General features: G+C 51.1%; 23 protein-coding genes. 6 read left to right on the forward strand and 17 right to left on the reverse strand.

The window, feature by feature from the left end:
* Window positions 1-36: 36 nt before the first annotated feature.
* Complete coding sequence (locus tag GmarT_RS29480; protein ID WP_155367888.1) at window positions 37-210, reverse strand: hypothetical protein; 174 nt, start codon at window positions 208-210, stop codon at window positions 37-39.
* A gap of 257 nt (window positions 211-467) precedes the next feature.
* Here GmarT_RS29480 and GmarT_RS10400 point away from each other — a divergent pair, with 257 nt between their 5' ends.
* Window positions 468-1,532, forward strand: coding sequence for a type I phosphomannose isomerase catalytic subunit (locus GmarT_RS10400; RefSeq protein ID WP_002648673.1), 1,065 nt, complete (start codon window positions 468-470; stop codon window positions 1,530-1,532).
* 26 nt (window positions 1,533-1,558) lie between these two features.
* Here the strand turns inward: GmarT_RS10400 and glnD are convergent, their stop codons facing one another.
* The 4 genes from glnD to GmarT_RS10420 all read right to left on the reverse strand — a co-directional run bounded on the left by glnD (window position 1,559) and on the right by GmarT_RS10420 (window position 6,691).
* A complete protein-coding gene (gene glnD / locus GmarT_RS10405; protein WP_002648672.1) occupies window positions 1,559-4,255 on the reverse strand; it encodes a [protein-PII] uridylyltransferase in 2,697 nt (898 codons plus the stop codon).
* An 82-nt stretch (window positions 4,256-4,337) separates the two neighbouring features.
* Window positions 4,338-4,676 carry a P-II family nitrogen regulator gene (locus GmarT_RS10410; protein WP_002648671.1) on the reverse strand — a complete coding sequence of 113 codons (339 nt, stop codon included), beginning with the start codon at window positions 4,674-4,676 and terminating at the stop codon, window positions 4,338-4,340.
* A gap of 91 nt (window positions 4,677-4,767) precedes the next feature.
* Window positions 4,768-5,106, reverse strand: a complete 339-nt coding sequence (locus GmarT_RS10415) for a P-II family nitrogen regulator (protein WP_002648670.1) — start codon at window positions 5,104-5,106, stop codon at window positions 4,768-4,770.
* A 226-nt stretch (window positions 5,107-5,332) separates the two neighbouring features.
* Entirely contained in the window at window positions 5,333-6,691 is a 1,359-nt protein-coding gene (locus tag GmarT_RS10420) for an ammonium transporter (RefSeq protein ID WP_002648669.1), read from the reverse strand.
* Window positions 6,692-7,077: 386 nt separating this feature from the next.
* On the opposite strand from GmarT_RS10420, the gene GmarT_RS10425 reads away from it, so the two are divergent.
* A complete protein-coding gene (locus GmarT_RS10425) occupies window positions 7,078-8,127 on the forward strand; it encodes a prepilin peptidase (RefSeq protein ID WP_002648668.1) in 1,050 nt (349 codons plus the stop codon).
* A gap of 46 nt (window positions 8,128-8,173) precedes the next feature.
* Here GmarT_RS10425 and GmarT_RS10430 read toward each other — a convergent pair whose 3' ends face one another.
* From GmarT_RS10430 to larE, 4 genes are all read right to left on the reverse strand, one after another.
* Complete coding sequence (locus tag GmarT_RS10430; RefSeq protein ID WP_002648667.1) at window positions 8,174-8,671, reverse strand: Fur family transcriptional regulator; 498 nt, start codon at window positions 8,669-8,671, stop codon at window positions 8,174-8,176.
* Between the two features lie 48 nt (window positions 8,672-8,719).
* Window positions 8,720-9,157 carry a flagellar biosynthesis anti-sigma factor FlgM gene (locus tag GmarT_RS10435; RefSeq protein ID WP_002648666.1) on the reverse strand — a complete coding sequence of 146 codons (438 nt, stop codon included), beginning with the start codon at window positions 9,155-9,157 and terminating at the stop codon, window positions 8,720-8,722.
* A gap of 382 nt (window positions 9,158-9,539) precedes the next feature.
* Window positions 9,540-10,637: a low-specificity L-threonine aldolase gene (ltaE, locus tag GmarT_RS10440; RefSeq protein ID WP_002648664.1), complete on the reverse strand. Its 1,098-nt coding sequence runs from the start codon at window positions 10,635-10,637 to the stop codon at window positions 9,540-9,542.
* A gap of 85 nt (window positions 10,638-10,722) precedes the next feature.
* Window positions 10,723-11,526: an ATP-dependent sacrificial sulfur transferase LarE gene (larE, locus tag GmarT_RS10445; protein WP_230682339.1), complete on the reverse strand. Its 804-nt coding sequence runs from the start codon at window positions 11,524-11,526 to the stop codon at window positions 10,723-10,725.
* Between the two features lie 505 nt (window positions 11,527-12,031).
* Between larE and GmarT_RS10450 the strand changes: the two genes are divergently transcribed.
* The 4 genes from GmarT_RS10450 (at window position 12,032) to GmarT_RS10465 (ending at window position 17,254) form a co-directional block, all read left to right on the forward strand.
* Window positions 12,032-13,924 carry a c-type cytochrome domain-containing protein gene (locus tag GmarT_RS10450; protein ID WP_002648661.1) on the forward strand — a complete coding sequence of 631 codons (1,893 nt, stop codon included), beginning with the start codon at window positions 12,032-12,034 and terminating at the stop codon, window positions 13,922-13,924.
* Window positions 13,925-14,079: 155 nt separating this feature from the next.
* Window positions 14,080-15,189, forward strand: a complete 1,110-nt coding sequence (gene thiO / locus GmarT_RS10455; protein WP_002648660.1) for a glycine oxidase ThiO — start codon at window positions 14,080-14,082, stop codon at window positions 15,187-15,189.
* 26 nt (window positions 15,190-15,215) lie between these two features.
* Window positions 15,216-15,665, forward strand: a complete 450-nt coding sequence (gene dtd, locus GmarT_RS10460) for a D-aminoacyl-tRNA deacylase (protein WP_002648659.1) — start codon at window positions 15,216-15,218, stop codon at window positions 15,663-15,665.
* A 356-nt stretch (window positions 15,666-16,021) separates the two neighbouring features.
* Window positions 16,022-17,254 carry a CvpA family protein gene (locus GmarT_RS10465; protein WP_002648657.1) on the forward strand — a complete coding sequence of 411 codons (1,233 nt, stop codon included), beginning with the start codon at window positions 16,022-16,024 and terminating at the stop codon, window positions 17,252-17,254.
* A 253-nt stretch (window positions 17,255-17,507) separates the two neighbouring features.
* Here GmarT_RS10465 and GmarT_RS10470 read toward each other — a convergent pair whose 3' ends face one another.
* The 8 genes from GmarT_RS10470 to GmarT_RS10505 form a co-directional block, all read right to left on the reverse strand.
* Window positions 17,508-17,906, reverse strand: a complete 399-nt coding sequence (locus GmarT_RS10470; RefSeq protein ID WP_002648655.1) for a hypothetical protein — start codon at window positions 17,904-17,906, stop codon at window positions 17,508-17,510.
* Window positions 17,907-18,228: 322 nt separating this feature from the next.
* Window positions 18,229-19,197: an acetyl-CoA carboxylase carboxyltransferase subunit alpha gene (locus GmarT_RS10475; protein ID WP_002648653.1), complete on the reverse strand. Its 969-nt coding sequence runs from the start codon at window positions 19,195-19,197 to the stop codon at window positions 18,229-18,231.
* Window positions 19,198-19,302: 105 nt separating this feature from the next.
* The gene (locus tag GmarT_RS10480) at window positions 19,303-20,799 is read right to left on the reverse strand and encodes a serine/threonine protein kinase (protein WP_002648652.1); all 1,497 of its coding nucleotides are present in this window, start codon (window positions 20,797-20,799) and stop codon (window positions 19,303-19,305) included.
* A 191-nt stretch (window positions 20,800-20,990) separates the two neighbouring features.
* Window positions 20,991-22,115: an efflux RND transporter periplasmic adaptor subunit gene (locus tag GmarT_RS10485; RefSeq protein ID WP_002648651.1), complete on the reverse strand. Its 1,125-nt coding sequence runs from the start codon at window positions 22,113-22,115 to the stop codon at window positions 20,991-20,993.
* Window positions 22,116-22,268: 153 nt separating this feature from the next.
* The gene (locus tag GmarT_RS10490) at window positions 22,269-22,997 is read right to left on the reverse strand and encodes a YiiX/YebB-like N1pC/P60 family cysteine hydrolase (protein WP_002648649.1); all 729 of its coding nucleotides are present in this window, start codon (window positions 22,995-22,997) and stop codon (window positions 22,269-22,271) included.
* A 286-nt stretch (window positions 22,998-23,283) separates the two neighbouring features.
* Entirely contained in the window at window positions 23,284-24,378 is a 1,095-nt protein-coding gene (locus GmarT_RS10495) for a methyltransferase (protein ID WP_002648648.1), read from the reverse strand.
* Window positions 24,379-24,437: 59 nt separating this feature from the next.
* Window positions 24,438-25,688: a class I SAM-dependent rRNA methyltransferase gene (locus tag GmarT_RS10500; protein ID WP_002648647.1), complete on the reverse strand. Its 1,251-nt coding sequence runs from the start codon at window positions 25,686-25,688 to the stop codon at window positions 24,438-24,440.
* 153 nt (window positions 25,689-25,841) lie between these two features.
* A complete protein-coding gene (locus GmarT_RS10505; protein WP_002648646.1) occupies window positions 25,842-26,315 on the reverse strand; it encodes a response regulator in 474 nt (157 codons plus the stop codon).
* Between the last annotated feature and the right edge of the window lie 13 nt (window positions 26,316-26,328).

Below are 26,328 nucleotides of genomic sequence, written 5' to 3' on the forward strand. Positions count from 1 at the left end.
ACCGGAATCAAATTCCGGAGCGGACTCTCAGCGACATTAGTAAGCGTCATTCATAGCATCTGCAGCAGGTCCGGTTGGATTGTCCGAATCGAGTTGAAACAGGATTTCGTTTCCCTCGATATCAATTACCGTTAAAAACTGATCTCCAATTTGTATTGTGTCACCAATAGAAAGTTCCACTTCTAAACTTTGAGATAACAGATCTGCCACTGATGTGCCTTTCATCGATAAACAGCGATAATTCACCAGACAACAGGTAGAAATGCGAATCGATATATGTACGCATGATCTAGTTCTGTCGTCGATGGCTTCAAGGGGGGAGAGATTAGCAGGAGTTCCCGTTTATGGCAATTGAAACCTTTCAAGAAGGATAGTTGTAAGAAAACAGCAAAATAAATCAGGAGATCCCCGATCTCATAATTCATACAGATTATAGTTGCAATTGAGGGGTTTCCTGAATTACGATTATGGATGCTTCCATCTTTTCCAGTCTTTCTATCTTGTTACCTGGTATTACTTTTCATCTGATTATGTCATTGCAAGAAGTCCAATCCACGGCCACCTTATTACCGCTGGAGTTCACGCCGATCTTAAAGCGTGCCAGATGGGGCGGGGAGCGTCTGGGCACTCAGTTGCACAAATTAATTGGGGTTGAACAGGACTATGGCGAAAGCTGGGAACTTTCTGACTATCCTGGAGCCCCCACCTTGATTGCCAGTGGGGAATTCACTGGCTGGACACTCTCCAAGCTGATCGAAAAGAACCCGAAAGCATTGTTTGGGGAGGGGAAGCGCTATCCACTATTTCCCATTCTTATTAAATTTATCGATGCCACCGACCGCCTTTCGCTGCAGGTTCACCCGGATGCCGGTCATCTGCCTCGATTTGATGCGACGAAGTCGGGGAAATCGGAAGCCTGGGTCATTCTTGACGCTTTGCCTGAGAGTTGTATCTACGCAGGTTTAAAGCAGGGGATTGGTCCCGAACAGCTCCGAAAACATCTGAAACAGGGGACCGTGGAAGAGTGCCTGCACAGCTATCCTGTCCAAAAAGGGGACTGTGTTTACATTCCCGCTGGTACTCTGCATGCGATTGGCGAGGGAATATTACTGGCCGAAGTGCAGCAGACAAGCGATGTGACCTATCGATTATTTGACTGGCATCGCCTGGATCAGTCAGGCAGTCCCCGTCCCGTTCATGTCGAGCAGGCTATTTCCTGCATCGATTTTGATTTGGGCCCCGTTGATCTGTTAGAGCCCGAAAAGCAATCTCGCGCAAATCACCAGATTGAAGCATTGTTAACGTGCGAGCATTTTTCGATTCGGCGGTATGTTGCGCGTGAATCATTTCAACTGACTTCGTTGAATCAGGCTCAGATTCTGATTGTGCTGGAAGGTTCAGGGCAATTGGATTGCAGTGCAGAAACATATGAACTGTTTCAGGGGAAAACGCTGCTGGTTCCCGCGGCAGCCTCGGATTGTCAAATCCATGTAGAGACGCCGGTGACCATTCTGGAAGTGATCCCTGCCTGAGGTGCAGAAGAAAGCAGTGGGCTCTGTCAGACACGCTGGTAGCGTTTGTAGCCTTCCAGTTCAAAGTCATGCAGGGTGCGTTCCAGTTGTTCTTTGACTTCCTGCAGTCGATCGCCGTCTTCGATTTTACGTTCGTACTCATCAATCACGTAAAACACATCCACGACCTGATCAAGGTGTGTCGATATTTTTGCCATCACAACAGAGAGTCCCATCCGGCTGATGGCGCGAGAGACGATATACAGCAGACCGGTACGGTCATGGGCGATTACATCAATAATCGTACAACGTCTGGAAGACTGATTATCAATTTCCACTCGACCCAGATCAAACTCACCACTCAGGCTGGCTGATTCCTGAAAACGTCGATTGTTTAAAAACATGGTTTTGGCATCACTCTCGCCTATCACGGCTTTGCGGATTTCCGTTTCGATCGCCTGCACGCGCGAGCGAGGTACTTCACTTGCGTAATCGTGATCAATGACGCGGAAACTGTCGACGACTCCACCGGAGGCACTCGTTGTAATCTGCGCGGAAATAATTTCCATCCGCCTCGAAGTAAATACACTGACCATGCGATGAAAACAGGACTGTGAATACAGGGCCGAAGCAATCACATGATAGTTAACTGTAGCGGTTTCCGGTTCAAATTCACCTTCAACAACGATTTGATCTGAAGGAAGGTTCTGCAGAATTTCAATGTCTGCTGCAATACGTTCGGGTGGGGTAACCAGCAGATAATGAGGAGAGAATGAATTGAACAGTTCTGTGAACCAGCTTTCCTCCTGTTCTTCTTCATGATCATGCAGAATGGGCAGATTCAAATAACTGCGCACCTGCTGCTTGACGCGCGAGAGTCGCTGATCGCGATTGTAGCGGGAATGTTTCCCCCCCAGCAGGAGCATGGTACGCTCATAAAGGTCTGCCAGCAGTTCTGATTTCCAGTCGGTGAAGACACCCGGACCCACGGCTGTGATATCTGCTGCAGTGAGAACATACAGCATACGTAATTTTTCGGGACTGCCGACTTTCTGGCTGAATGCGAACAGGATATCAGGATCAGAAATATCACGCCGAAAAGCCAGGTGGGCCATATTTAAATGTTCAAATACCAGGAAGACCAGCAGTTTCTGTTCTTCTTCTTTCAACCCCAGTCGAATTGAGGTCTCCGAGGCGATCATGGCTCCCATTTTACAGTGGTCTTCACCGTAGCCTTTCCCAATATCATGGAGCAGAATTGCCAGATTGAGGATATCTTTTTTCTCGATATGGCGGTACGAACTGCCGAGGCTTGAGTCGTCGTGATGAAACGTTTCAGCAGCTTCAATGGCGCGAAATGTGTGTTCGTCGACTGTATAACTGTGGTACTGATTAAATTGCAACAGGCAGTAGGCGTGTTTCATATACGGGATCAGTAGATTCAAGATCCCCGTTTCGGACATGGTTCTGAGTGTGGCGCCCAGGTTTGTACTGCGATCCAGAATGGCACGAAACAGATCGATCGACCTGTTGGAAACGGTAGGATTCAGGGTGAGGGCCGACTCCCGGATAGCGTCAAGCAGATCGGGAGCGATTGAAATTCCATACAGTGAGGCAGTATCAAACAGTTTCAGAATATCTTCCAGGCTGTTACAGACTTGAGCCCGGTATCTGGGGATCACGTCGAGATGATCGGGGGCGATCTTGAGAATGGAATCTGAACGATGTGTCATCAGGAAATCGTAGATGCACGAGAGCAAAGGCTGAGGTCGATGTGCTTTGATGAACCGTTCGGTGATCTCTGCAACGGCTTTACTGTGCCGAAAGTATTCCTGCATCAGCAGTTCCACGGGACGTTGACCGTTAGTGCCTTCAATCTGGCGTTGTTCGGCCATCCAGAGTTGTGTGTCTTTGGTGAACAGGTCCTGCTGACGACCGGCTTCGTAATGCAGTTGAATGCGTACTTTGAGCAGATAGTCGCGGGCATTTTTCAGTGTTCTGACATCGCGACTGTTGATCCGACCGTCGAGTCGCAGCATGTCAAGATTCGCGGTTCCATAGCGGGCAAATCCTGTCCAGCGCAGGAGGTGGATATCGCGGAGACCGCCGGGAGAACGCTTGATGTCGGGTTCCAGTTGCATGACCGCGCCGCCATGCTGTTTCCGTTCCTGCCAGCGTGCTTCGACACACTGTTCGAAGAAAACCCGTCTGCGAAATAAGATGACATGCCGGTAAAATGAACGGATGAGTTGTTCGGCGAGATGTTCGTCGCCCCAGATGGCGCGCGCTTCAATCATTGCCGTAGCAAATTCGGGTTCGGTGCGTGCCATTTTGACTGAGTCGGAAATGGTTCTGAGACTGTGCCCCAGTTTTAATCCGGCGTCCCAGCAGTTGCGAACGATGTCTCCGACAAATGCTGCAAATTCTTCATTCACCTGATTCCGGTACAGAAACAGCAGGTCGACATCAGAGTAGGGGGCCATTAATCCGCGACCGGAACCACCAATCACCAGGATCGAGCAGTTTTGCACCAGTAGCTTCTGGCGGGGTTCGGGAAGTTGCTGGAACTGATCCTGAATGATCTGCAGCAGCAGTTGTTCGATCGATTCGGCGATCGCTGTCGCGATCTGTAATCCACTGGCGCCAAGGCGCAAGAGTTCCTGACCACGTTGCCGGGCTTGTTCTACCTTCGTGCGATAGACAACAAATGGTTGTGTATTGCAGGAGGTTGACGGATGTGACATCATCAATTCCAGGCTGAAACGAACGCGAACAAAAGAAGCCCGGATTCAAGACAGAATATCTTGCAGGAAATCTGCCAATGGATCAGACCGCTTCCGGACCAGTTTCTCCCGTACGGATTCGAATGACTTCATCGAGACTGGTAATAAAAATTTTCCCGTCACCAATCTGCCCGGTACGTGCAACCTGTGTGATCGTTTCAATGGTCTTGGGAACCATATCGTCCTGGACCACAATCTCGAGTTTCACTTTCGGAAGAAAGTCAACGATATATTCATTGCCTCGATAGGTTTCCTTGTGGCCACGTTGGCGACCAAAACCACGGACTTCACTGACAGTCATTCCACTAATGCCAATTTCAGAAATCGCATTTTTGACTTCTTCAAGTTTATAGTGGCGAATGATTGCCTGAATCTTTTTCATTGAAAGTTCTTTCGAAAACCGTAATTTCAGTCACCCGGACTGACGTAAAGCAAAAGGGGCAAAAGCACGCCCCTCGCTTTACCGTCATTAGTTAAAGCGCAGTATCTCCGGCTTCACCTGTGCGGATCCGGATAATATCTTCGATTGGTAATACGAAGATTTTTCCATCGCCGATTTGACCGGTGCGTGCTGATTCCAGAATAGTATCAACAACAGCTTTGACCTGATCATCGGGGACGATGACTTCCATTTTAGCCTTCGGTAGAAAATCCACGGTGTATTCTGCACCACGGTATTGTTCTTTGTGGCCTTTCTGGCGACCAAAACCACGTACTTCAGACACGGTCATGCCCTGTACACCAATTTCTGTCAGAGCATCTTTAACTTCTTCCAGTTTGAAATGTCTGATGACAGCTTCTACTTTTTTCATCGGAATCATACTCCCAGAAAAATGTCCGGTTTTCTTCCAGCGCTTTCAGAAACCCAGACGACTATCACACTTAGATATTATATCGCAATTGTCGGGAAATCTCGATACCGCAAATTGATTTCCCTGAAAAAACAATCAGAACTATTGACCTGACAGGCCTTTCGGACCGAAATTCCTGAAAATGAGAACGAGAGTCGGCTCCAAACCGACTCTCGATCCCCTGATTTTACAGGAAGATATATCCTTCTTCTCCATGTTGACTCAAATCGAGCCCTTGAATTTCACCATCTTTGCTGACGCGCAGACCCATGGTCAGGTCAATCAGCTTCAGAATGATAATGGTTCCCACGACTGAAATCGCGATGGCTGCTCCCACACTGACAAACTGATTGATCAGCTGCTGAGTGTTTCCTTCCAGTAAACCTGAGCCTTCCGCATTACCAGTGATGGATTTGGTAGCAAATACACCCGTGAGAATTGCCCCCACGGTTCCACCGACGCCGTGTACACCAAAGGCATCCAGCGTATCATCATATTTAAACTTGGATTTGAGTGAAGTACAGGCAAAATAACAGGCAAAACCAGCAAGCAGCCCGAGAATAATTCCAGACAGCGGAGTGACCGTACCACAGGCGGGGGTGATACAGACCAGCCCCGCGACGGCCCCCGAACAGGCACCGAGAATACTGGGTTTACCGTTAAAGACCCATTCTGCCACTGCCCAGGCCAGAACTCCGGCTGCTGCAGCCAGATGCGTCGCTACAAAAGCATTCACGGCGGCAGGATTTGAACCGACGGCACTGCCGGCATTAAATCCGAACCAGCCGACCCAGAGCATTGAAGCACCGATAAATGTATAAGTCAGATTGTGTGGTGGCATCGGTTCCTGACCGTATCCCAGTCGTTTCCCCAGCAGGATCGCACAGACCAGTGCGGAAAATCCGGAGCTAATGTGTACTACTGTGCCTCCGGCAAAATCAAACGCCGGGTAGAGTGCATTTTCATTCCATTCACATAACCAGCCCGTATCTGACCAGACCCAGTGGGCAATCGGGCAATAGACAAAAGTGCCCCAGAGAACTGAGAAAACCACCATTGAGCTGAATTTCATACGCTCCGCAAAGGCACCGCAGATCAGAGCAGGGGTGATAATGAAAAACATCATCTGAAAGACCATGAACAGTGATTTGGGAATCGAACCATTGGCGGGAATCACTACCGCGCCATCTTTCCAGTACGGGATGACATCTTTCAACAGCAGATAGTCAAAACCACCGACAAAACCACCCAGGATATCTGAACCGAACGCAAGGCTATAGCCCCAGAGTGCCCAGATGACAGACATGAGTCCCATCAGGAACATACATTGCATCATGACGCCCAGAATATTCTTCTTGCGAACCAGTCCGCCATAAAACAAGGCCAACCCGGGGGCGGTCATCATCAATACCAGTGCAGAGGCGACCATCATCCAGGCAATGTCAGCGCTGTCAAATTCGACGGCCGCTGCTTCCTGCGCTGGTGCTTCTGCACCAGAGCCAAGGGCATGGGGGGGGACAGCTTCGTCGGCGAAGATCTGTCCCATTCCGGATAAACTCAAGAAGAATGTTAAAAATGTGCAGTACGTAAGCTGTCTGTAGACTCTCCTCATTGTGAAGGCCTTTCCGAGCGCGAAAAAATTGTCAAAGCAGTGAGCGAGCGCTTTGGTTCCCTGAATTGATCGAACGATCTGCTTAGTGGATGAATCGTTTCAGACGATTGTGCGAGCAGGCAGTTTCATCTAAATTGATTTTTTCATCGAACCGCAATTGCGATTACATGAGACAGACTTCACCATATCCTCATCCAGCATGATCTTACGATCAAATCAGTTAACGCGTCAGTCTACCAAAGCCCTGCTGCAAAATCACCCAAGAAAGAACGGGTTTTGTTCAGGAAGGTTAAGATCTGACGAGAGTGAGAGCAGGACAGTTGAATAGTACATTTTTGCCTGGAATTTTGTTTTTAACAGGGGCTGTTGTTGGTCTGCTGGTGAATGCCTGGGTGCGGCTGATGACCCTCAAACCGGTCATTCGCCCCCTGACCCGCTGCGAGGAATGCGGCGCGCGCGTTCGATTCTGGAAGTTGATTCCGGTTCTTCGCTGGCTGCCATTTCAAAACCGCTGTCGCACGTGTACCGCACGACTGCCTCGATCAGAGATTCTGCTGGAAATTTTGACTGGCACCCTGTTCGTCCTGTTTTATTTTATGGCTGTGCAGTTGCGGTGTCTCGAAGTCCCTTCGGTCCGTCCCTCGGGAGAGATGCTGGAATGGCGGTTGATCTATTTGTATGTCTTACTGGCGTTGCTGGTTGCAGCGACCTCGATCGACTTTCGCGAATATCTGATTCCTGATCAGATCACGATTCCCGGAATGCTGATTGGTGTGCTCGGCGCCACGATCGCCGGCCACCTGCAGATTATTCATCTGTGGGTGGACTGGAATCAGGCGGTTCCGGGACTGACCGGACCTTATATACCGGAATGGATCAAAGCTCATTCCCACTGGCATGGATTGAGTTGGAGTCTGACAGGCTTGATCGTCGGGGGCGGTCTCACCTGGGGATTGCGCCTGGTTTCATCCGTATTGCTGGGACAGGAGGCGCTGGGGCTGGGGGATGTGACATTGATGGCGATGGTGGGCAGTTTTCTGGGCTGGCAGGCGATTCTGCCGATCCTGCTGCTGGCTCCGCTCTGTGGGATATTGATTGGCTTCCTCACACGGGTGATGACGGGGAAAACCTATCTGCCATACGGGCCTTATTTGTGCGCGGCCACGTTGATTGTGCTGATGAGCTGGAAATGGTTCTGGCTCGCGGAATGGCCGGCCCATGCTCCGGGAGTAGCTCCCGAGTTTTCGATTCGTAAATTATATGGCGATGGTCTGGGGCTGGCGATCATCGGCGGGATTGCATTGGGCGCACTGATCCTGCTGCTGGTTCTGTTACGAATCTACAGGGCAATTCCGGTGAAACGCCGCTAAATCAGGGAGAAGCAGGGCAGGGGAGTGTAGACTTATCGCCGGAGGATCAGATCAGGTCCAGCTTCTTATGGCGGCGTTGCGGAGGTCGGGAACACTCATCGCAGATTCCGTAGACTTCGAGTCGGTGCTCATTCATGCGGAAGTTAATCTGATCCGCAAGTTTTTCCAGAATCTCGGCGATGCCTTCATTATGAAATTCAAAAAGTTCGCCACAGCTTTTGCAGATGAAATGGTCGTGCTGAGGATAGCCGTAGTCGTGCTCGTAGATGTCCTTGTCGTTGGTTCGCGCCACTTTGCGCAACAGACCGGCTTCTTCGAGCGAACTTAATGTCCGATACACAGTAGAACGGCTGACACGGCGTCCCGTTTTTTGTAACGCCATGCGAGCGACCAACTGGTCGGCATCAAAGTGTTCATGGGACGAGAAAACCTCAGCAACGATCAGTTCACGTTCCTGTGTCAGCCTCATTCCCTTTGTGGCCAGGTACTCTCTGAATTTCTCAGTCGGAGAAACAGCGATTTCCAGGCTTTCAAAATTGAGCACGGTTTATCTCTTTCTCATTTAATTTCTCTACTACGACTAAGACGCGGTTTATTCAGAATCAGAGATCTGATCCAACATACGGCTCAAAGCTGCATCCAGCTTTTCATCCGTATCATAAGTTCCGTCGTCAATAGCCGCCTTGATTTGTGCTAACCGCTCTGCACGCATATCGGAGTTGTTCGTCATTTCATCCAGCATTCGACCGGCGGAAGAAATCTCTAGTTCATCCTGAGGAGAAGAGATTGGCTTCGCAGCAGGTGTCTGTTTGATGTTGGTGTTGCTCGGACCGGTCTGCTTACTGATAGGCAGAGATCCGGAAATAGAACTGGTGCCGTTAACATCCATGGCGGCATTCCCCCTGTCACGTGGTCCTGAACCTGTCGGGGTAGAATCTTCCCGACTGTTAGTTACTGTATGGGGTTCATGATATCGTAAGACGGGGGATCGATTCAACTGGTAGTCTGCAGTCATGGCCAATTCTTTCATTGAATTCACTGAAAATCCAGCGGTTTTGCTCCTTAATGAAGCAAAAGAACACCTGTTTTCAGGTTGTCATCAATATTGAATGTAGAATGGCTTCCTGCACATCCTCCAGCTCAATGGAGTCAAAACGAGTAATGGGCTTAGTTGTAAGACATGTTCCTATGTCTTTACGGCCTCAATCGTTGAGGGGGAGTCTGAACCTTAATTCCATCGACTGACCAGTTGTCAGAAGTTTAATTCCTGATGCAGAAATCATGGGAACACGACAGGACTCGACCACCGGTATCGATTATACCGATTATGCGATGCAGGCAAATCGGCCTGTATCGCGTGTGATCTCTGTTGTATTTAAGTCTTTTCTGTGAAAGATTTTCAGGAAAAAAGATCAACCTCGGGCATAGGGACCGGTGGCGATTCCCTGGTATTGATCCAGGCCTGCCTTTAACGCGGCGCGGACGGCAGCGGGTACTTGTTCAATCTGGGCGCGGCTGATGTCCAGATGGGTGCAGGCCCGCAGCGTGGAATTGCCCATCGCTCCGATTCCGACACCTTCTTTTTTGAGGGCGGCTGACAGTTGCATCGCATTTCCCCGCTCCGGATGCACATCAAAGAAGACCAGGTTGGTCTCGGTGTGCTCAGGATTGATGGAAATCCCTTCAATCTCGGCCAACTGCTCGGCGAGGAAACGGGCATTGTCGTGATCTTCCTGCAGACGTTCGATATTGTTTTCCAGGGCATAAATGCATGCGGCTGCGACAATGCCCGCCTGCCTTAAAGCGCCGCCAAATATCTTGCGAGAACGGCGGGCGTGGGTAATTGCTTCCTGCGAACCGACCAGGATCGACCCCATCGGGCACCCCAGTCCTTTGGAAAAACAGATCGAGATCGTGTCCAGCGGGGCGCAGATCTCTTTCATCGTATAGCCGCCGGCGACACAGGCGTTAAAAATCCGTGCACCGTCCATGTGAGTTTTCAGGCCATTCTCGTGTGCCCAGTTGCAGATGTCTGTAAGCTGATCGAGAGGGTAGTAGTGCCCGCCACCTGCGTTGGTTGTGTTTTCAACACACAGGAGTCGGGTGCGTGTCAGGTGCTGATCATTGGCGCGAATCTTTCCTCGGAGATCTTCGACCGTCAACATACCTCTTTCACCGGTCAAAGTGCGACAGCTGACACCGCTGAGAATTGCCGGAGCCCCCCCTTCGAAGATCGCGATGTGACCGAGTTCGTGAATCAGCAGCTCATCACCGGGCAGGCAGTGAGCGCGCAGCCCCATCTGATTGGACTGCGTCCCCGAGCAGGCAAACACGGCAGCTTCTTTACCGAGCAGGTCACAGATCATGGCTTCGAGGCGATTGACAGTCGGGTCTTCTCCATTCATGTCATCGCCCAGTTCAGCAGAGATCATGGCCTGCAGCATTTCCGGGGTTGGTTTGGTTTTGGTGTCACTGCGAAGATCGATGAAAGACGAACTGTCTGAATCCACGGCTGGTTTCCTTGTCATTCTTTGCTGTTATGCTGTGTTGAGTGCTGTTGTTTCAGAAGCGAACCGAAAATGGTCTCTCCTGAATTCAGGTTTTGGGAGCGGCTATCTGCAGGTCATTGATGGAAAGAAAACTGTTGAGGCTGCCTGAGCGAAAACCCTGCAGATCGAGTGTGACGTTCCGAAAGCCGAGCTGCAGGAATTGATCAGATATTTTTGTGAGTGCGGAGGGGGTTGTCAATTTGGGGATTTCTTCCAGAGGAACTTCGATGCGGGCCAGTTCATTGGGTTCCAGACGGACCCGAAGTTCCCGGATTTCGAATTGATCACGGAGAAACTGTTCGCCTTGATCAATTCTCTGCACCCGTTCTTCTGTAACTTCGACACCATAGGCGATGCGACTGGACAGGCAGGGGTGCGCGGGCTTGTCCCAGATCGGCAGTTCCCAGTGCCGCGCCAGGGCACGCACTTCTTCCTTGGTAAATTCCGCTTCGATCAACGGGCTGCGAACATGGTAATTGGACGCCGCCTGCATGCCCGGGCGATGGTCGCCGCGGTCATCCAGATTGGCACCATTGACCAGGGTAGCGGTTTCCCATGCTGTTCCCGCAATCGATTGACTGAGAATCTGATACAGTTCTGTTTTACAGAAAAAGCAGCGGTTGGGGGCATTGGCCCGGTATTCTTCGGTCGCGAATTCGGATGTGGTAACCAGGCGATGCGGAATACCGATCAGTTCGGCCAGATGGATCGCTTCTTCTTTTTCGCCCGAGGCGAGGCTGGGGCTGACGGCAGTGGCCGCCTGTGCGTGGTCTCCGCGTGCCAGAAAAGCCGCCTGCGCGACGACGGTACTGTCTACACCGGCAGAAAATGCGACGATAATCCGGTCCATGCGCGCCAGGATTTCAGTCAGGCGTGATGTTTTTCGGGATAATTCTGCGGTCAGAGACATAGTCAAAAGAGAAGAATATATATGAGGTTATCAGGAATTCGTGTGATTTGCTTATATTATAGACAACCCGAGGAGTCATTGTCTTGGAACTTCAGGTGAAAATTGTCGGATTCCCCGCCAAGACGACAAATTAGGAACGAATCTGCTGTGGAGAAGGGAGGTTCAGTTGATAAGGGAATTTACAGACTGCCTCAGGATCTGCGATTCGTCGCATTCAGATCTTTTTTCTCATTCCCGTGACGATTATACTGAAGCCAATGAAAACGGAGTGCTGTATCAATCCGGGAGCATCGGATTGATGCTGACTATCTAAAATACAACTGTCTGATTAAACGAATGCCTTGTCAGTCAGATGAGTATCTTCTGCATCCTCGTGTATTCGACGGAGCAGGGGAGTCGCGTTAAATTACGCAATTCATCCTATTTCAAAACTAAGAGGAAAGTTATGTCTCATCGGTCCGTTCAGATTACTCGATTCCTCCTGGCGCTGATTCTGTTCACCGGAATACTCACTGCCACCAGTCAGGCGGCAAAGCTGACAGCGGAACAACGTAAAGAACTGGCTTCGATCAAACGGAACCTGGGTAAAGTGGCCACGCTGATTCGTCAGAAAAAATATGACGAAGCAAAAACACTGACCGATGAAGAGGAAGCCAAATTCGACAAACTGGCTGCAGATGCGATGATTCCGGAAACGGATGCTGTCATCGTCAGTACCAAACGATTGATTGAAGCGCGTCGGAAAGTACTCGAAAAAGCCATGGGAGGGGGAGGTGGTACTCCTGGTGCCAATAAAGGAATCAGTTTTGAATTGCAGATTGCACCGATTCTCAATGAGAAGTGTTCCAACTGCCACGGCGCACAACGGGCGAGCGCGAATTTGAATTTGAGTACATTTGCCGACATGCGGAAAGGGGGGCGGAGTGGCTTGCTGCTGGTACCGGGGAATCCGAGAGCCAGTCTGATGGCACTCAAATTGATCGCACCCGATAATCAGCGGATGCCGAAGAATGCACCGGCTTTGGAACAGAATCAGATTGAATTGATTGCGAAATGGATCCAGGAAGGTGCCCGCTTTGATGGTGAGAAAGAGACCGATCCGATTGGCGCTTCTGCAAAAGCGAAAAAGAACCCCGTCAAAGTGGTGATGGCAACGGGAGATGAAAAAGTTTCGTTCATGAAAGACGTTGCTCCCTGGATGCTGGATTTCTGCATGCGGTGTCATAGCGGAAATAATCCAGCCAGTGGATTCTCGGTCGTGACCTTTGAAGATATTCTACGTGGCGGTGATACCGGAGAAGTAATCGTGCCTGGAAAACCGGACGACAGCCGTCTATGGCAACTGGTCGGTTTACAGGATCCAATCAAAATGCCCCAGGGACAGGCATTGCTCAAACGAAAAAATGCCAATGATCTGAAAACCTGGATCGAAGAAGGTGCCAAATTCGACGGTAAGAATGCCAAAGGCAACCTGCGGGAAATGGTGCCGACCGAAGATGAGCTGCGGATGGCGGAACTGGCGAATCTTTCACCCGAAAAATTTGCTGATATGCGCCGGGATTCACTGGAGCCGATCTGGAAGCGCGCCTTGAATAACGAAAAGCCGGAAATGCTTGAGACAGATGATTTTATTTTCTACGGGAATGTCAGTACGGATCGTCTGAAGCAGATCAGTGGCTGGGCCGAAACACAGGCAGATGGTCTACGAAAACTGTTCAATGAAAAACAGAAGCCCCTCTGGCGAGGCAAGCTGGCAGTTTACGTAATGAAAGATAGATTTGGTTATTCGGAATTCAATCAGACAATTGAAGACCGGCGGGTAGATCCCGCCACGACCTGGCATTCCAAAGTGACACCGACTTCTCTGGAAGCGTATCTGGTATTACAGGATGTTGGCGATGAGGCGACCGTGGATTCACCGGGACTGCAGACTAATGTTGTCGCAGGGGTGACCAATGCAGCAATCCAACGTGGAGAAGGGGAGGTGCCGATGTGGCTGTCCCGTGGTCTGGGCATGCTGCTGGCGGCGAATGGTTCTTCCAGTCAGCAATATTTCGAGTCATTAAGGCAGCAGGCGCTCAATGCAGCTCCTAAAGTGACACGACCCGAACAACTGGTTGCCGAAGGGACTTTTTCACCTTCCGAAACGACGGCTGTCGGATTTACACTGGTCGAGTTTCTGATAAATAACGGTGGTCCACAAAAGATGGCGCTGCTGTTGAAGGAATTCAAATCAGGAACTGCTGCTCCTGCCGCATTGCAGAAAGTTTATGGCACCAATCTGCGGGCACTGGCAACCGCTTATGCCAGGACTCTCCGACCCGGTAAGTTGAATTAAGATTCCTGTGAATCGGAATCAGGCAGAAAAGCAGGGGGCTCCGTTTCCTGATTTTGGAAATGAGCAGCAACCCCTGTGATTCTGCGGTCAGTCCGCTATAATCAACCGCCTTGAATGTCTCGTTTTGAAGCGTGTGGCCAGGGCTCGTTAAACCCATGATGGATGTAAATATTATTGGCGGTGGAGTGATCGGGCTTTCGATCGCTTATGAACTGGCGAACCAGGGTTTGAAGGTTGCTGTCTTTGATCGTCAGCAGTTTGGACAGGAGGCATCCTGGGCTGGTGCCGGCATGCTGCCTCCCGCGAAACTCGAATGCGCGACGACTCCCGGAGGACAACTCCGCGCCGCCAGCCAGCCGTTATGGCCCGAGTGGTCACGTCGTCTGCTGGAGGAAACGGGAATTGATAACGGCTATCTGAATTGTGGCGGGCTGCATGTCTCTCTGGCTGAAGATGTCGCAGACTGGCAGAGTTATGTCGCAGACTGGTGCAAAACCGGATCCGTCGTCGAAGAACTGGATTCGGTTTCATTGCGGAAGCGGGCACCGTTTTTGAATGAGGAAATTCAATCCGGTTTTTACCTGCCTGAAATGGGACAGGTGCGTAACCCGAGACATATGAAGGCGCTGCTGTCTGCGTGTGCCAGCCGGGGAGTCACGCTTCATCCAGGGGCTGCCGTTTTTGGATTCGAAACCGCAGGTGAGAGGATCACCGGAGTTCAAACACCTTCCGGAGTCCACCAGGCGGAGCAAACGGTGATGGCCGGAGGTGCCTGGTCGTCTGAGGTGCTCAGTCGTCTGGGAATTCGGTGTGAGCTGGTCCCCGTTCAGGGACAGATCGTATTACTGTCAATGAATCGGCTTCCATTTCGTCAGGTGATTGAATCCGGTCGCCGCTACCTTGTGCCACGCAGTGACGGAAAAATTCTGATTGGTTCCACAGAAAAACAGGCTGGATTCAGCAAAGAAAATACGGCAGAAGGAATCGCAGGACTGATCGCTTTTGCGCAGTCTGTCGTGCCGGGCTTAGGTGAAGCGACGTTCGAACGTGCCTGGGCAGGCTTACGACCAAAGTCGATCGATGGTCTGCCGTACCTGGGGCGTGTTGAAAGATACCAGAACCTGATCATGGCCGCCGGGCATTACCGGGACGGCTTACAGCTTTCACCCATTACCGCAAAGTTGATTCGGCAATTAATCTGTGAGGAAGAATTGTCGATCTCGCTGGACCCGTTTTCCTGCCAGCGCGGCATAAATTTTGATTGAATGAACTTCCACGAGGAGAGATTGCTTTGAGAGCTGTGGTACAACGAGTATCCCGCGCGAGCGTGACAGTGAATGGTGAGATCACGGGAGAAATCGAGCAGGGGTTTCTGGTGTTGCTGGGGGTCGAGCAGGATGATACGCAGGATGACGTGATTTATCTCGCACAGAAGTCCGCCGGTCTGCGTGTATTTGAAGACGCAGATGGGAAAATGAATCTGTCGCTGTCCGATGTAAATGGTAAAATGCTGGTGGTGAGTCAGTTCACTCTGCTGGGAGACTGCCGTAAGGGACGCCGTCCCAGTTTTGTGAATGCAGCGCGGCCCGAACAGGCGAATGAGTTGTATCAGAGCTTTGTGGCGGAAGTCCGTGGTCAAGGCATTCCGGTGGAAACAGGCCGCTTCCAGGAGCATATGGATGTGGAACTGGTCAACGATGGACCCATTACGTTGCTGCTGGACAGTAAGAAGCAGTTTTAAAGCTTTAGCAATTCCCGGTTTTCATGTCATCTGGTTCAATGCTTTAAAGCTGCTGCTGAGGCCTTCTGACTGACAGTGAGTTGTGATCCGGCTCTGGATCCCGCTGCGATGAAGTAAAATGGAAGCCGCACACGCAATTTTCTGACAGATGGCCCCTGCTTTTCTATTTTGAAAATTCATCCTCGTTTACCTTTGACTCCGAGAATTTCGATCTAAAATCTGGGCTTTCCGTTGAGTTCAATTTTGCCCTATAATCCCCTTCCCTTGAATTGATGAAAAATCGGGGGAGTGCGAGCAGGGGAGTGGGCCAACTCCGAAATTTCTCATGGACGGACCGAAATAGACAGGATGTCGCGATGTGGTTTGATTTACTGATAGTGGGGATTCTTATTTATGCTGTCTGGAAAGGTGCCTCCAAAGGCGTCGTCTGGCAGCTGGCCGCGATTGCAGCGCTGGTGCTTTGCTTTGCGTTTGCCGAATCTCTGTCGCTGCAACTGGCTCCACTCATTAATGTGAAACCGCCACTCAATCGCTGGATTGCCATGCTGGTCATCTACATTGCATTCTCGTTTATTTCATTTACGCTGGCGCGAAGCTTGAAGACCGCCATTGATTCACTGAAATTCAATGAGTTCGATCGCCATCTGGGCGCTGTGTTGGGACTGCTGAAAGGCATTCTGTTTTCTTTATTCCTGACATTTTTTCTGATCACGATATCGGAATCTGCCCGGGCGACCGTACTGGAATCGCGCAGTGGATATGCGGCGGCTGTGATTCTGAATGAGATGGCACCTGTGATGCCGGAGGAATTACATAATATCCTGGATTCATGCCTGGCAAAACTGGATCATCCGGAGATCGATCTGCACGATCATGATGACGATGATCTGTTTGGTAGTGACCACGATCATGGTCAGCACGGGGATCACAATCCATTTCCTCCCGGTTCAAATGATCTTCCCAATCCCTTTTTTGAAAAATCGGGGAGTGGCGGTTCTGACGTCAGAACCACGAAACAGGATTCATTACTGAAAGAGATCCTGAAGAGTATTCCCAGCTATCTGAAAAGTGAGCTGGAGGACAAGGTGATCGAAGCTTACAACGCAACCGCTCCTGAGGATCGAGCCCGGTTTGCCAGGGAACTGCAGTCGCGGATTCCCGGAGTATTGAGAAATGTGACGAACGACTGGCAGGATGGTCAGCCTCAAACATCACTTCCCGCGGACGACAGTCCGCTGTTTGGTGTCAACGGGGGGCAGTCGGATCCCCAGGCAGAAGGTATCACCCGGGAGCGAACAAAACTTCTTCGGGATATTGCCGCCATCTATTCTGATTACCCGGAAGCACAGAACTCTCTGATTGAAGAATTCGAAATCACACTGACGGGGCTGCCAGACCAGGTGGTCCTGGCTGCTTTGCAGGACTGGCGGGCAGACCTGTTATTAAACGGGGGAGACCCCGATCCGAAAACGGATGTTACCACACCATTGGATACACGCGTTCTGCGTCAGCTGGAACTGCAGCAGGTTCCCATCAATGCACTGGGATCAGCGCTGCAGGATCGGATGCGTGAAGCACAACGCAGGTGAAATGTTGAAGTGGAATTCGACTCTGCTTTCAGGATCATCGTGATGCTGAAGCAGAGAGGCTTTGAGAGTAAAGTCGGGTACCAGTTCAAAGAGTATGTAGAGTGGGAGATCGGAATCAGGGAGAATCGCAAACCCTGTAAAAACAGGCTAAAATTCACGCCGAACTTAACATAACGGACATTATCGGACGTTCGTTGTGGGGTGCTTTACTGGTGTTTGCGGTGTGGCCTGTGTTCTTATGCCTTGAATGGCGTCATGCAAAAGCGGTGTTCAACAGAAGCTGCTGCTCTCTCGCGGAGCCCCGTCTGATCACTGGTTTGATCTCATTCTGCAGCCGCTCTTCAACGCGATCCAGACGAGCCGATCGTGGCATTGATTTATGCTGCTGTTGCTCGCTCTGAGTATGCTGAAACGTGCGTCGAAATCGCGTCTTAAAACAGGCCCGTTTACATGCCCCGATGCGAGTTCTCTGGCCGGGTCTGAACTGCGATTTTCGTGTCTCCATTTCCCCGGGTATCTGACGCGACTGGTCGGCGATTGCGATTGTGAATTCGTTTCCGGTGACATCAACTTCACGGAGAGCAGGTTCCCCGAACTCCTTGCGCAGAAATGCGTCTCTGAGGGCCTCGATTCGGATTTGTGACACTTGCATCGCGTTTTCCTTTTCAGCTCACTGCCGGGCCTCTGGGAGGCCGGTTGTTTTCGACGCGCAGAAATGACGTATTTTCATCCGATGGGAAGAAAGCCAGGCTGCAATCCTCAATCGATTTCTCGACCGGGAAACGTCTGCTTAAAGCATAGCATCCAAATGGGCCGTAGATGGGTTGTGAATGGCAGAACTTTGTTTATTCCGCGCGGGTACTACTTCAGCTTCACCAGTCGTAAAAAAAGCGTACGCCCGTTGGTGGTTCCTTTCTGGAATTCAACGGGCGTACGCCTGATGTCTTTGTTGCGAAGCTGGAGCCGCGGTGGTCTTATGCGGTTTCTACTTCGAGTGTTTCGTGGAACTTGCCGATCTTGCGGAACTTCTCGTAACGCTGGTCGACAAGTTGATCCAATGGAATGTTTGTCAGCTGCTTCAGGTTGGAAGATAAGGAAGCCTTCAGTGCAGTCGCCATCTGGCGATGATCACGATGGGCGCCCCCCAGTGGTTCCGGGATGACTTCGTCGATGATTCCCAGTTCCAGCAGATTCTTGCTGGTGAATTTGAGGGCGTTGGCTGCCTCGTTGGCGAATTTAACATCCTTCCATAAGATGCCGGCACAGCCTTCGGGTGTGATGACGGAATAGTAGGCATACTGCAGGACGGAGATGTGGTCTCCAACACCGATGCCGATGGCTCCCCCGGAACCCCCTTCGCCAATCACGACGCAGACGATGGGAGTTTTCAGCAGTGACATTTCCCTGAGGTTGATGGCAATGTTGTAGGAGATTCCCTGTTCTTCTGCCTTGATGCCCGGGTAAGCGCCAGGTGTGTCAATCAGGCAGATGATGGGAATCCCGAATTTTTCTGCCATCTTCATTTTGGACAGCGCCTTGCGGTAACCTTCGGGATGGGCACAGCCGTAATAGCATTCCGTGCGCTCTTTTAACGTGCGTCCTTTCTGCTGCCCGACAAACATGACTTTCTGTCCGTCCAGTTTGGCGAGGCCCGTCAGAATGGCGCGGTCATCACCGATGGCTTTGTCGCCATGCAGTTCGACGAATTCATCAAATACGAGTTCCAGGTAATCGAGTGTCTGGGGGCGTTCCGCGTGGCGGGCGACCTTAACCGTATCCCAGGCATCCAGGTTTTCAAAGATCTCACGTTTCATGCGTGTGATTTCCAGTCGCATATTGCGAATGGCGTCTTTGGTATTGGGTGTGGGATTGGGTTCCTGCTCGATTTTCTTGAGCTGCTCTTCCAGTTCGTAGATGGGACGTTCGAATGGAAGTTGATTCATAACAGACATAGTATTTGAGACCGCGTATTAAAAATGAATGAGTAGGTGTTTAAAGATGTCGGGCAGTTTACCAGATGCATGCCGTTCCTGGAAGATTTTATGATTTCAGATCACATCCGGCAATTCATCCATGAAGGGAAGATCATCATCATTTTTGGATTTTTGCTCTTTCTCTTCATTTTTTGGTGGTTCCGGCTGATTTTGAGGTGGTTTTGCCGGTTGTTGCGGTGCCTGTGACTGCTGAGGTGGCGCATTGGCAGCCGGAGGTTGCTGGGCTGGCTGTTGCTGTGCCGGTGGTTGTTGCTGTTGTGGTGGCTGCTGTCCCGGCTGTTGTGGTTGTGGCGGGTAGGGTTGCTGCGGGTACTGCTGAGGCGGATAAGGTTGCTGGGGGTATCCCTGCGGCGGTGGTGGATAGCCGCCGGGAGGCATGGGTTGCCCCTGGTACTGCGGCGGATACATCGGCTGCTGGTATTGCGGCGGATACATGGGTTGCTGGTACTGAGGCGGATACATGGGCTGAGGCGGCTGTTGCGGTTGCTGCTGTGGTTTTTTCTGTGGAGCCGGCTCCGGTTTGGGCTTAGGCTTGGCGTTGGCTTTACGATCTGCGATCAACTGCTTGGCCAGTTCCGGGTTTTCTTTCACCAGTTCGGAGAGTCGCGCGTCCGCACGGCTGTCGAGGCGTTTCTCCTTCATGGATTCTTTTTCCGCTTCTTCCGCATCCGCTTTTTCCTGAGCGATGATTTCGGAAATTTCGGCTTTGAACATCTTCAGGTTTCGGATGGTTGAGGCCACCTCTTCCATGGAAGCATGCCGGTTCTCTGGCTTCTTGGCCAGCATCTTCAAAATAAACTCATCCATTTCCGGTGAGACGTTTGGATTAAAGTTTGATGGGGGCTGCGGCTTTTCCGAGATATGTTTTAACAGGACTTCCTTGGGATTCTCTCCGTGGAACGGAGTTTTGCCCGTCAGAATTTCGAAGATCGTAATTCCCAGGCTGTAGATGTCAGCCGCGGGTCCCAGAGGCTCCTTTTTGATTGTTTCGGGAGCGATATACGAGCGGGTCCCCTGTACTGTTTTGGGTTTACCGAACAGCTTGCCCAGCCCTTTGGCAACGGGAACAGCCAGGCCGAAGTCAATGATTTTCACTTCCGAGCTTTTACTGATCAGAATATTTTCCGGCTTGATATCTTTATGAACCCAGCCTTTTTCGTGCATGTGGCCGAGTGCCATTGCCGTTGATTCAATCAGCTTGCGTAAGCGGGCCTGAACGCCCTGGCGATCTGATGAAATCTGTGATCGCAGATTCGGGGACCGGAAATAATCCATCAGCAGGTAGATGTTTTTTTTGTTTTTGACAAACTTATGCAGATGGATGAGATTGGGATGATCAAGCGCCGCAGCCACTTTGGCTTCCAGTTTCATGGTCGCGACAATTTCCGGTTTGGTCATCGGTTCGGGGAGCAGCCGTTTCATCACAAAACTGTTGGCGCCCCCCTGTTCTTTCACTTCCCAGATTTGAGTCGTAGACCCATCCACGATGAGGTTCACCAGCTCATATTCATCAACAATATTATCTGCTTCTTTAGTTTCTGTTTCAGCCACTGCGCAACCTCTTGCTGTTAAGTGATTCGACGAAGATCCGTCAAACGTCATTGTAGCCAACGACAATGATCTGGCATAACCCGAGTTCTGTCAGAAGTCTGAAATCGAGCTGTGAATCGATGGAACCGGACAGGACTTTGCATCGTATATTATAGTGTAACGAGCTCTGTTACCCAACGAAACAATGGATTCTAAAAGCTGACCTTTTTTTCAGGTGGTTTTGCAGGCTGGCTGCCAGGGGTTGTTCCTGGTGAGGTCTCTGATTTTCCCACAGTCAGTCGAGGTTGTACCTGTGTTCCGTCTGCGAGCGGCTGCGACGTGCTGACGATGATTTCATCGTCCTTGTTAAAGGGAGCAGATACGAACAGGCGTCCCGGGCCGATCTGCCCGAGGATCTGTGGTGTGAGGTCTCTGATCACATTTTCACGCACGATTTGAACTTTTCGTGTCCCTTCGGGGGTGTTGGTGACAGAAACGGTGGGTACTTCTGCAATCGGATAGCGTGGGATCAAGTCCACACTGACAGACTGCCCCGGTTTGAATTGTGCATTTTTGTTATCCAGAATGACGATTGCAGAAGTAATGGACTTTGCCAGATCGCGGAGTTTCTCAAACTGTGACGCTAGAGGCAGAACGTGATCCACGGTCGCCTGGGTTGCCTGTTCTTCGACATTCAGACTGATGCTGGCCCCTTTCTGAGCCTGTTCGCGCGAAAGGGGAACTTCCACCTGCAGTTTTGAGGTGTCCCCCAGTTCAACCAGAGGCTCCCCTGCTCTGACGAATTCGCCGGGCGCAGCAAAGATCCGAAAGATTTCTCCTGCGAAGGGGGCGCGAATGATGGTCTGTTCCATCCGAATGCCGGCAAGCTTCAGGTCTGCTTCTGCCAGTGCCACGTTTGCTTTTGCGACCGCAGCGGCTTTTCCGGTCGCATTTTTCAGTTCTTCCCGGGCCACTTCCAGGGCGGCCTCCGCACGATCCAGTTCTGCCTGCGGGATGGCTGAATCCAGTCGGACCACGACTGCTTTGGTCGTCGACTTGTCTCCGGGTTTGACTTCGATGGTATGGATGATGCCGTCAATGGGTGCGGCAATGGTCAGTAAGCGCAGTGGTTTCAGATTGAGTGGAACGTAGTAATCCCGAGGATGTCTGAGTGTGATCGCTTCGCGCTGAATGGAAACGGTTTGAGGCTCTCCGGTCTTTTCCTGTGAGAAGACTGCAGTTGGTATTCCGAATGTGAGTAACAGTAAACCAAGTATAGATCGGTTCAAAATCAACTGGTGAATATTCGTTTGCTGGTTCTGAAAGGTCTTGATCATGCTGGCGCTTTCAATTACGAAACAGGTCACACTGAAGAAGAGTTCATTCTCAGATTCTCGCTGACCGGTTGCGCAGATTCAAGCAGTGTTTGCCGATCTTTCCCGGATTTCACAGAAGATGTGTGTAAAATCTTTCGGGCGTCTGGCGGCAGTTTACTGGCAGAGCACCCAGCCACGCAGTTTGACGCAGCAGGCGGAAGTGCAGTTCCTGGTATCCACCCAGAGTTGATGGCACCAGTTGCGAGGTTTTTCTGCCACGAGTGGAGGTCGTTCCAGTGCAAAAGTGATCGATGGTGAATAGCGATCTGCCTGAACGATTCCGGTGACCAGAGATGCGGGAGAAACTTTCGCAGGTGCCTGGGCCTTCATCAGGTGACAGGCTGAGAGTGCATCGATGGCGTATTCGGCGCAGTGTATCCCCCGGGCACGCACACCAGTGAGGTGATGCCGGATCGAATAAGGGGTTCCCAGCTTCTGATCCAGGTAGCGTTCGTACTGCTCTGTCATCGTGGGATTGAAGGTCGTTTTGGGTTGAAAGACATGTATGGTTGCCGGGCGTTGAGTATTCAGATAGTTTTTCAACGTCAGGCAGCGGGCACCGATCCCGTTCATACTGTCATAGACCAGTGGCTCACCATTTCGCATCACAATCATGGCAACGTGAGTGTACGAGCTTTGTGTATAAATTCGAACGGCGAGGCAATCGCCTTTACTGAACAGCAGGGTTCCCGTTTGCACACGAGACGAGAGAGAATCAGCCAGCTGATCGAAAGAAGAAAAATTAGAAGTCATCTGTGGTATTGCAGCCTCGACTGGCTGTTCATTCCTTTGGGTATCCTGTGGTGTCGCTGCGAGGACCGCAATTGACAGGAATAATGACATAACAGCCTCCTTCTGAAAAGAGCAATCTGGTCCAAAGCCCGGGGCAGTCTGTTTTCAAGTCTCTCCAGAGCCATCAAATGATATTTTCACATCAGTTCTTCGCTGTCAACGAGGATTTCTTGAGAAAAGATCAGAAAAAAATGGATTCTGAATCAGAAAGACGGAGTCATGTATCTGTCTACAGGTGAATCTGCAGTCGGAGGAACTGCAGCACATGAACCCGGTTGCATATCGGCGCGAGTGCCTGATGAATCGTACAACGGTCTATACAGTCAGTGACGCGTTCTTATTCCGGTTTTCTGGCGCTGAGCATGAAATGATGGACGGCCCCGTCAATGGCGACGTCTGTGAACAGATCAAGCAGGCGGTGGGCATACCATTGATACTGCTTGGTGGAGAACTGCAGCAGCCCCCCCGGCTTCAATGCCCGCAGGCACATTTGCAGAAAGGCCTCGCCCTGCTCTTCGCTGTTGAAATAAGATTTATTGGTCAACAGGTAATCATAGCTCTCGGGCATGATTCCTTCGTCAGTCGCAGCTAATTTGACTGATACGTTTGCGAGTTGATTCTTCCCGATCCCCTGCTCTGTGCATTTGACCGCTCGGGCATTGCTGTCGAGGGCATGAATCTGTGAGCCGGGACAGCGTGTCGCTGCGACAAACGAGACAATCCCGGAACCACATTCCAGGTTGAGGATGGTGGATTCGTCGGAGAGTTCCATCAGGTTGATCAGCGCCCGGGCACTCTGGTTGGGACGACGGTGACTGAAGACCCCCGGCTGCGTATAGGCGAAAAGCAGTTTTTCCCCTTCACGCATCGCGGACTCATCCTGTAGACATTTTTTTTCAGGCAGTGGCTGCTGTCGCTTGCCCTGGTAGACAATGCCGACATCAGAGGCGATACGTGTGACTTTGCTGAACAGCGTCTGCAGAAATTTATGGTATTCATAATCTTTGGTGCGTGAAGAAGCGATCGTCAGCGTACCGCCCGTCTGCAGAGAATAGGCTGCGGAGAGTGTCAGTTCGCGCACCAGTTCATCGGAAAACTGTTCTGAGAGCGGCAGCAGGACCGACTCGTAGTCGCCTTGGGGAAATTCGCTGTCACAGAAGGTATTCCAGACGGGTGTCTGTTCCTGTTCTTCCTGCAGGAGACTGCATTTATGCTGGATTCGCTGTGCAATCGTTTTATCAAAGCTGAAACAGTCAACCCGATCTGTTTCCGAGACACGCTTCATCAATGCGGTCGTAAGGGGATACAGATTGGACTGAAAGCAGAGCGTCTGCGCAGAACTCCAGTCCGCGGGCAGGAAATCCAGCAGCAGTTGTTCTGGAGGAGGTGCCTGTTTTTTCAGACGTTGTTTTTTTTTCGACTTACGCGACATGATATTTCATTTTTCGAAACAGTAGCTGGCAGGTAGTGCATCAGCCGGGGATACCGGTTCTACAGGACGCGGCAGATAAAACATTTCAGATATTGATTTTCGGGGCAACTGGGTGAGACCGGATGGTCGGCCGGTTGACTGCGCTGCTCCAGGATCTGCATGTGCCGCCCGGTATGTTGTGAAACCGATGCGAGCATCTGCTGAAATTCCACCTGGCTGATCAAACCGGAGCAACTGCAGGTAATCAGGATACCACCCGGTTTCAAAACATCAAATGCCAGTCGATTGAGGCTGAAATACCCTTTCAAAGCCTGCTTGACCCCGCTGCGGTGTCGGGCCATTTTGGGGGGATCGAGAATGATGGAATCGAACTGCTCCCCTTCTGCTTTAAACTGCTCCAGAACCGCATAAGCTTTACCCGTCTGAAAGTGGATACGATTTCCAATGCCGTTGAGTTCTGCATTCGCGGTTGCCTGATCGATGGCGGACTGTGAAGAGTCGTAAGACACGACTGATTGAGCCTGTCCGTGGATGATGGCATTCAACGCGAACGCACCGGTGTAACAATGCAGTTCCAGTGTACGATGATTTTTCAGATAGCGGGCCGCGGCAAGACGGTTTTCGCGCTGATCCAGGTAAAAGCCGGTCTTCTGACCAGTGACCATGCTCATGCCGTAACGGATCCCGTTTTCCTCCAGGAAGAAATGGGCCGGCGGTTCTTCGCCATCCAGGAGCTGATCGGAAATTTCCAGTCCTTCCGCCTCCCGCATCCCTTTTTCGGTTCTGAGCCAGATTCCCTTGGCCGGAAAGCGCGCCTTGAGGAACTGAATAATCAGGTCCTGTTTCTGCGAGAGTGCCAGGCTGGAAAACTGGACCAGGAACCAGGCGCCGTAGCGATCGATGGTCAGTCCTGAAAGCTGATCGGATTCACTGAAGACCAGTCGGCAACCGGAAGTCTCAAAGTTTTCGAGCAGTCCGACCTGTTCCCGCAGTGTTACGGCCTGTTCAAGCCGGTTGGTCCAGAACGAATTGTCCAGAACTTCTGACTCATCCCATGAAAACAGGCGGACACGAATATTGCTGTTGGGGTTAAACAGTCCACGGGCGATAAATTCATTCTTGTCGGAGAGCAGAATCACTTCCTCACCGGCAGTCGGATTGCCTTCGATCCGGGAGATTGCACCGGCAAAGACCCAGGGATGTCGTCCAAAGAATGGCAGCGCGCGTCGTGGTTTCAGGATGACGCGCGGGGTTGGTCTGGTTTCGGTGGCGACTTGATCGTCGGAAACCGAGGGTTGTGAGTCACTCATGAGAGTTTTCTAATCAATGGGTCGCAGGATCGTCAGTGTCCGGCAAACAAGAACAGCGAGACTCAGAGGCAGACGTCGCCGGGACTGAGCAGGATTTATGAAGTTAGTGCAGACCGAAAATCTTTCCTTGCGGAAAGTGGCTTGCCACTCTATTTATGATTCGCTGGAAGTAGAGCGGGTCGTGCCTTCCACTTCAGCGAGATAAGCCAGCAGACGATCGCGCTCATGCGTCAGGTGTCTGACACGTAACAGAGAGCGGACGCGGGTCGTTAATTCGATTCGATTGACGGGCTTTGTCAGAAAGTCATCGCAGCCGGCCTGAACCGACTTCTCGATATCGCCCATTTCGTTCAGTGCGGTGATCACAAGGATCGGAATATCTTTTGTTTCATCACTCTGTTTGAGCTGGGCACAGACTTCGTATCCACTCAGTTTCGGCATCATGATGTCCAGCAGGATCAGGTCGGGGTCAATTTCAGCGACCTTTTCCAGCGTCTCTTTCCCATCGTAGGCCATAAAGGTTTCATAGCCCTCGTCCAGCAGATACGCGTCGAGCAGTTCGCAGTTCTGATGATTGTCATCTGCGATGAGTATTTTTGAATTCTTCAAAGAGATTTCAGACGACATGGTCTTATGCCTA

This window comes from Gimesia maris, from assembly GCF_008298035.1.
GTDB lineage: Bacteria > Planctomycetota > Planctomycetia > Planctomycetales > Planctomycetaceae > Gimesia > Gimesia maris.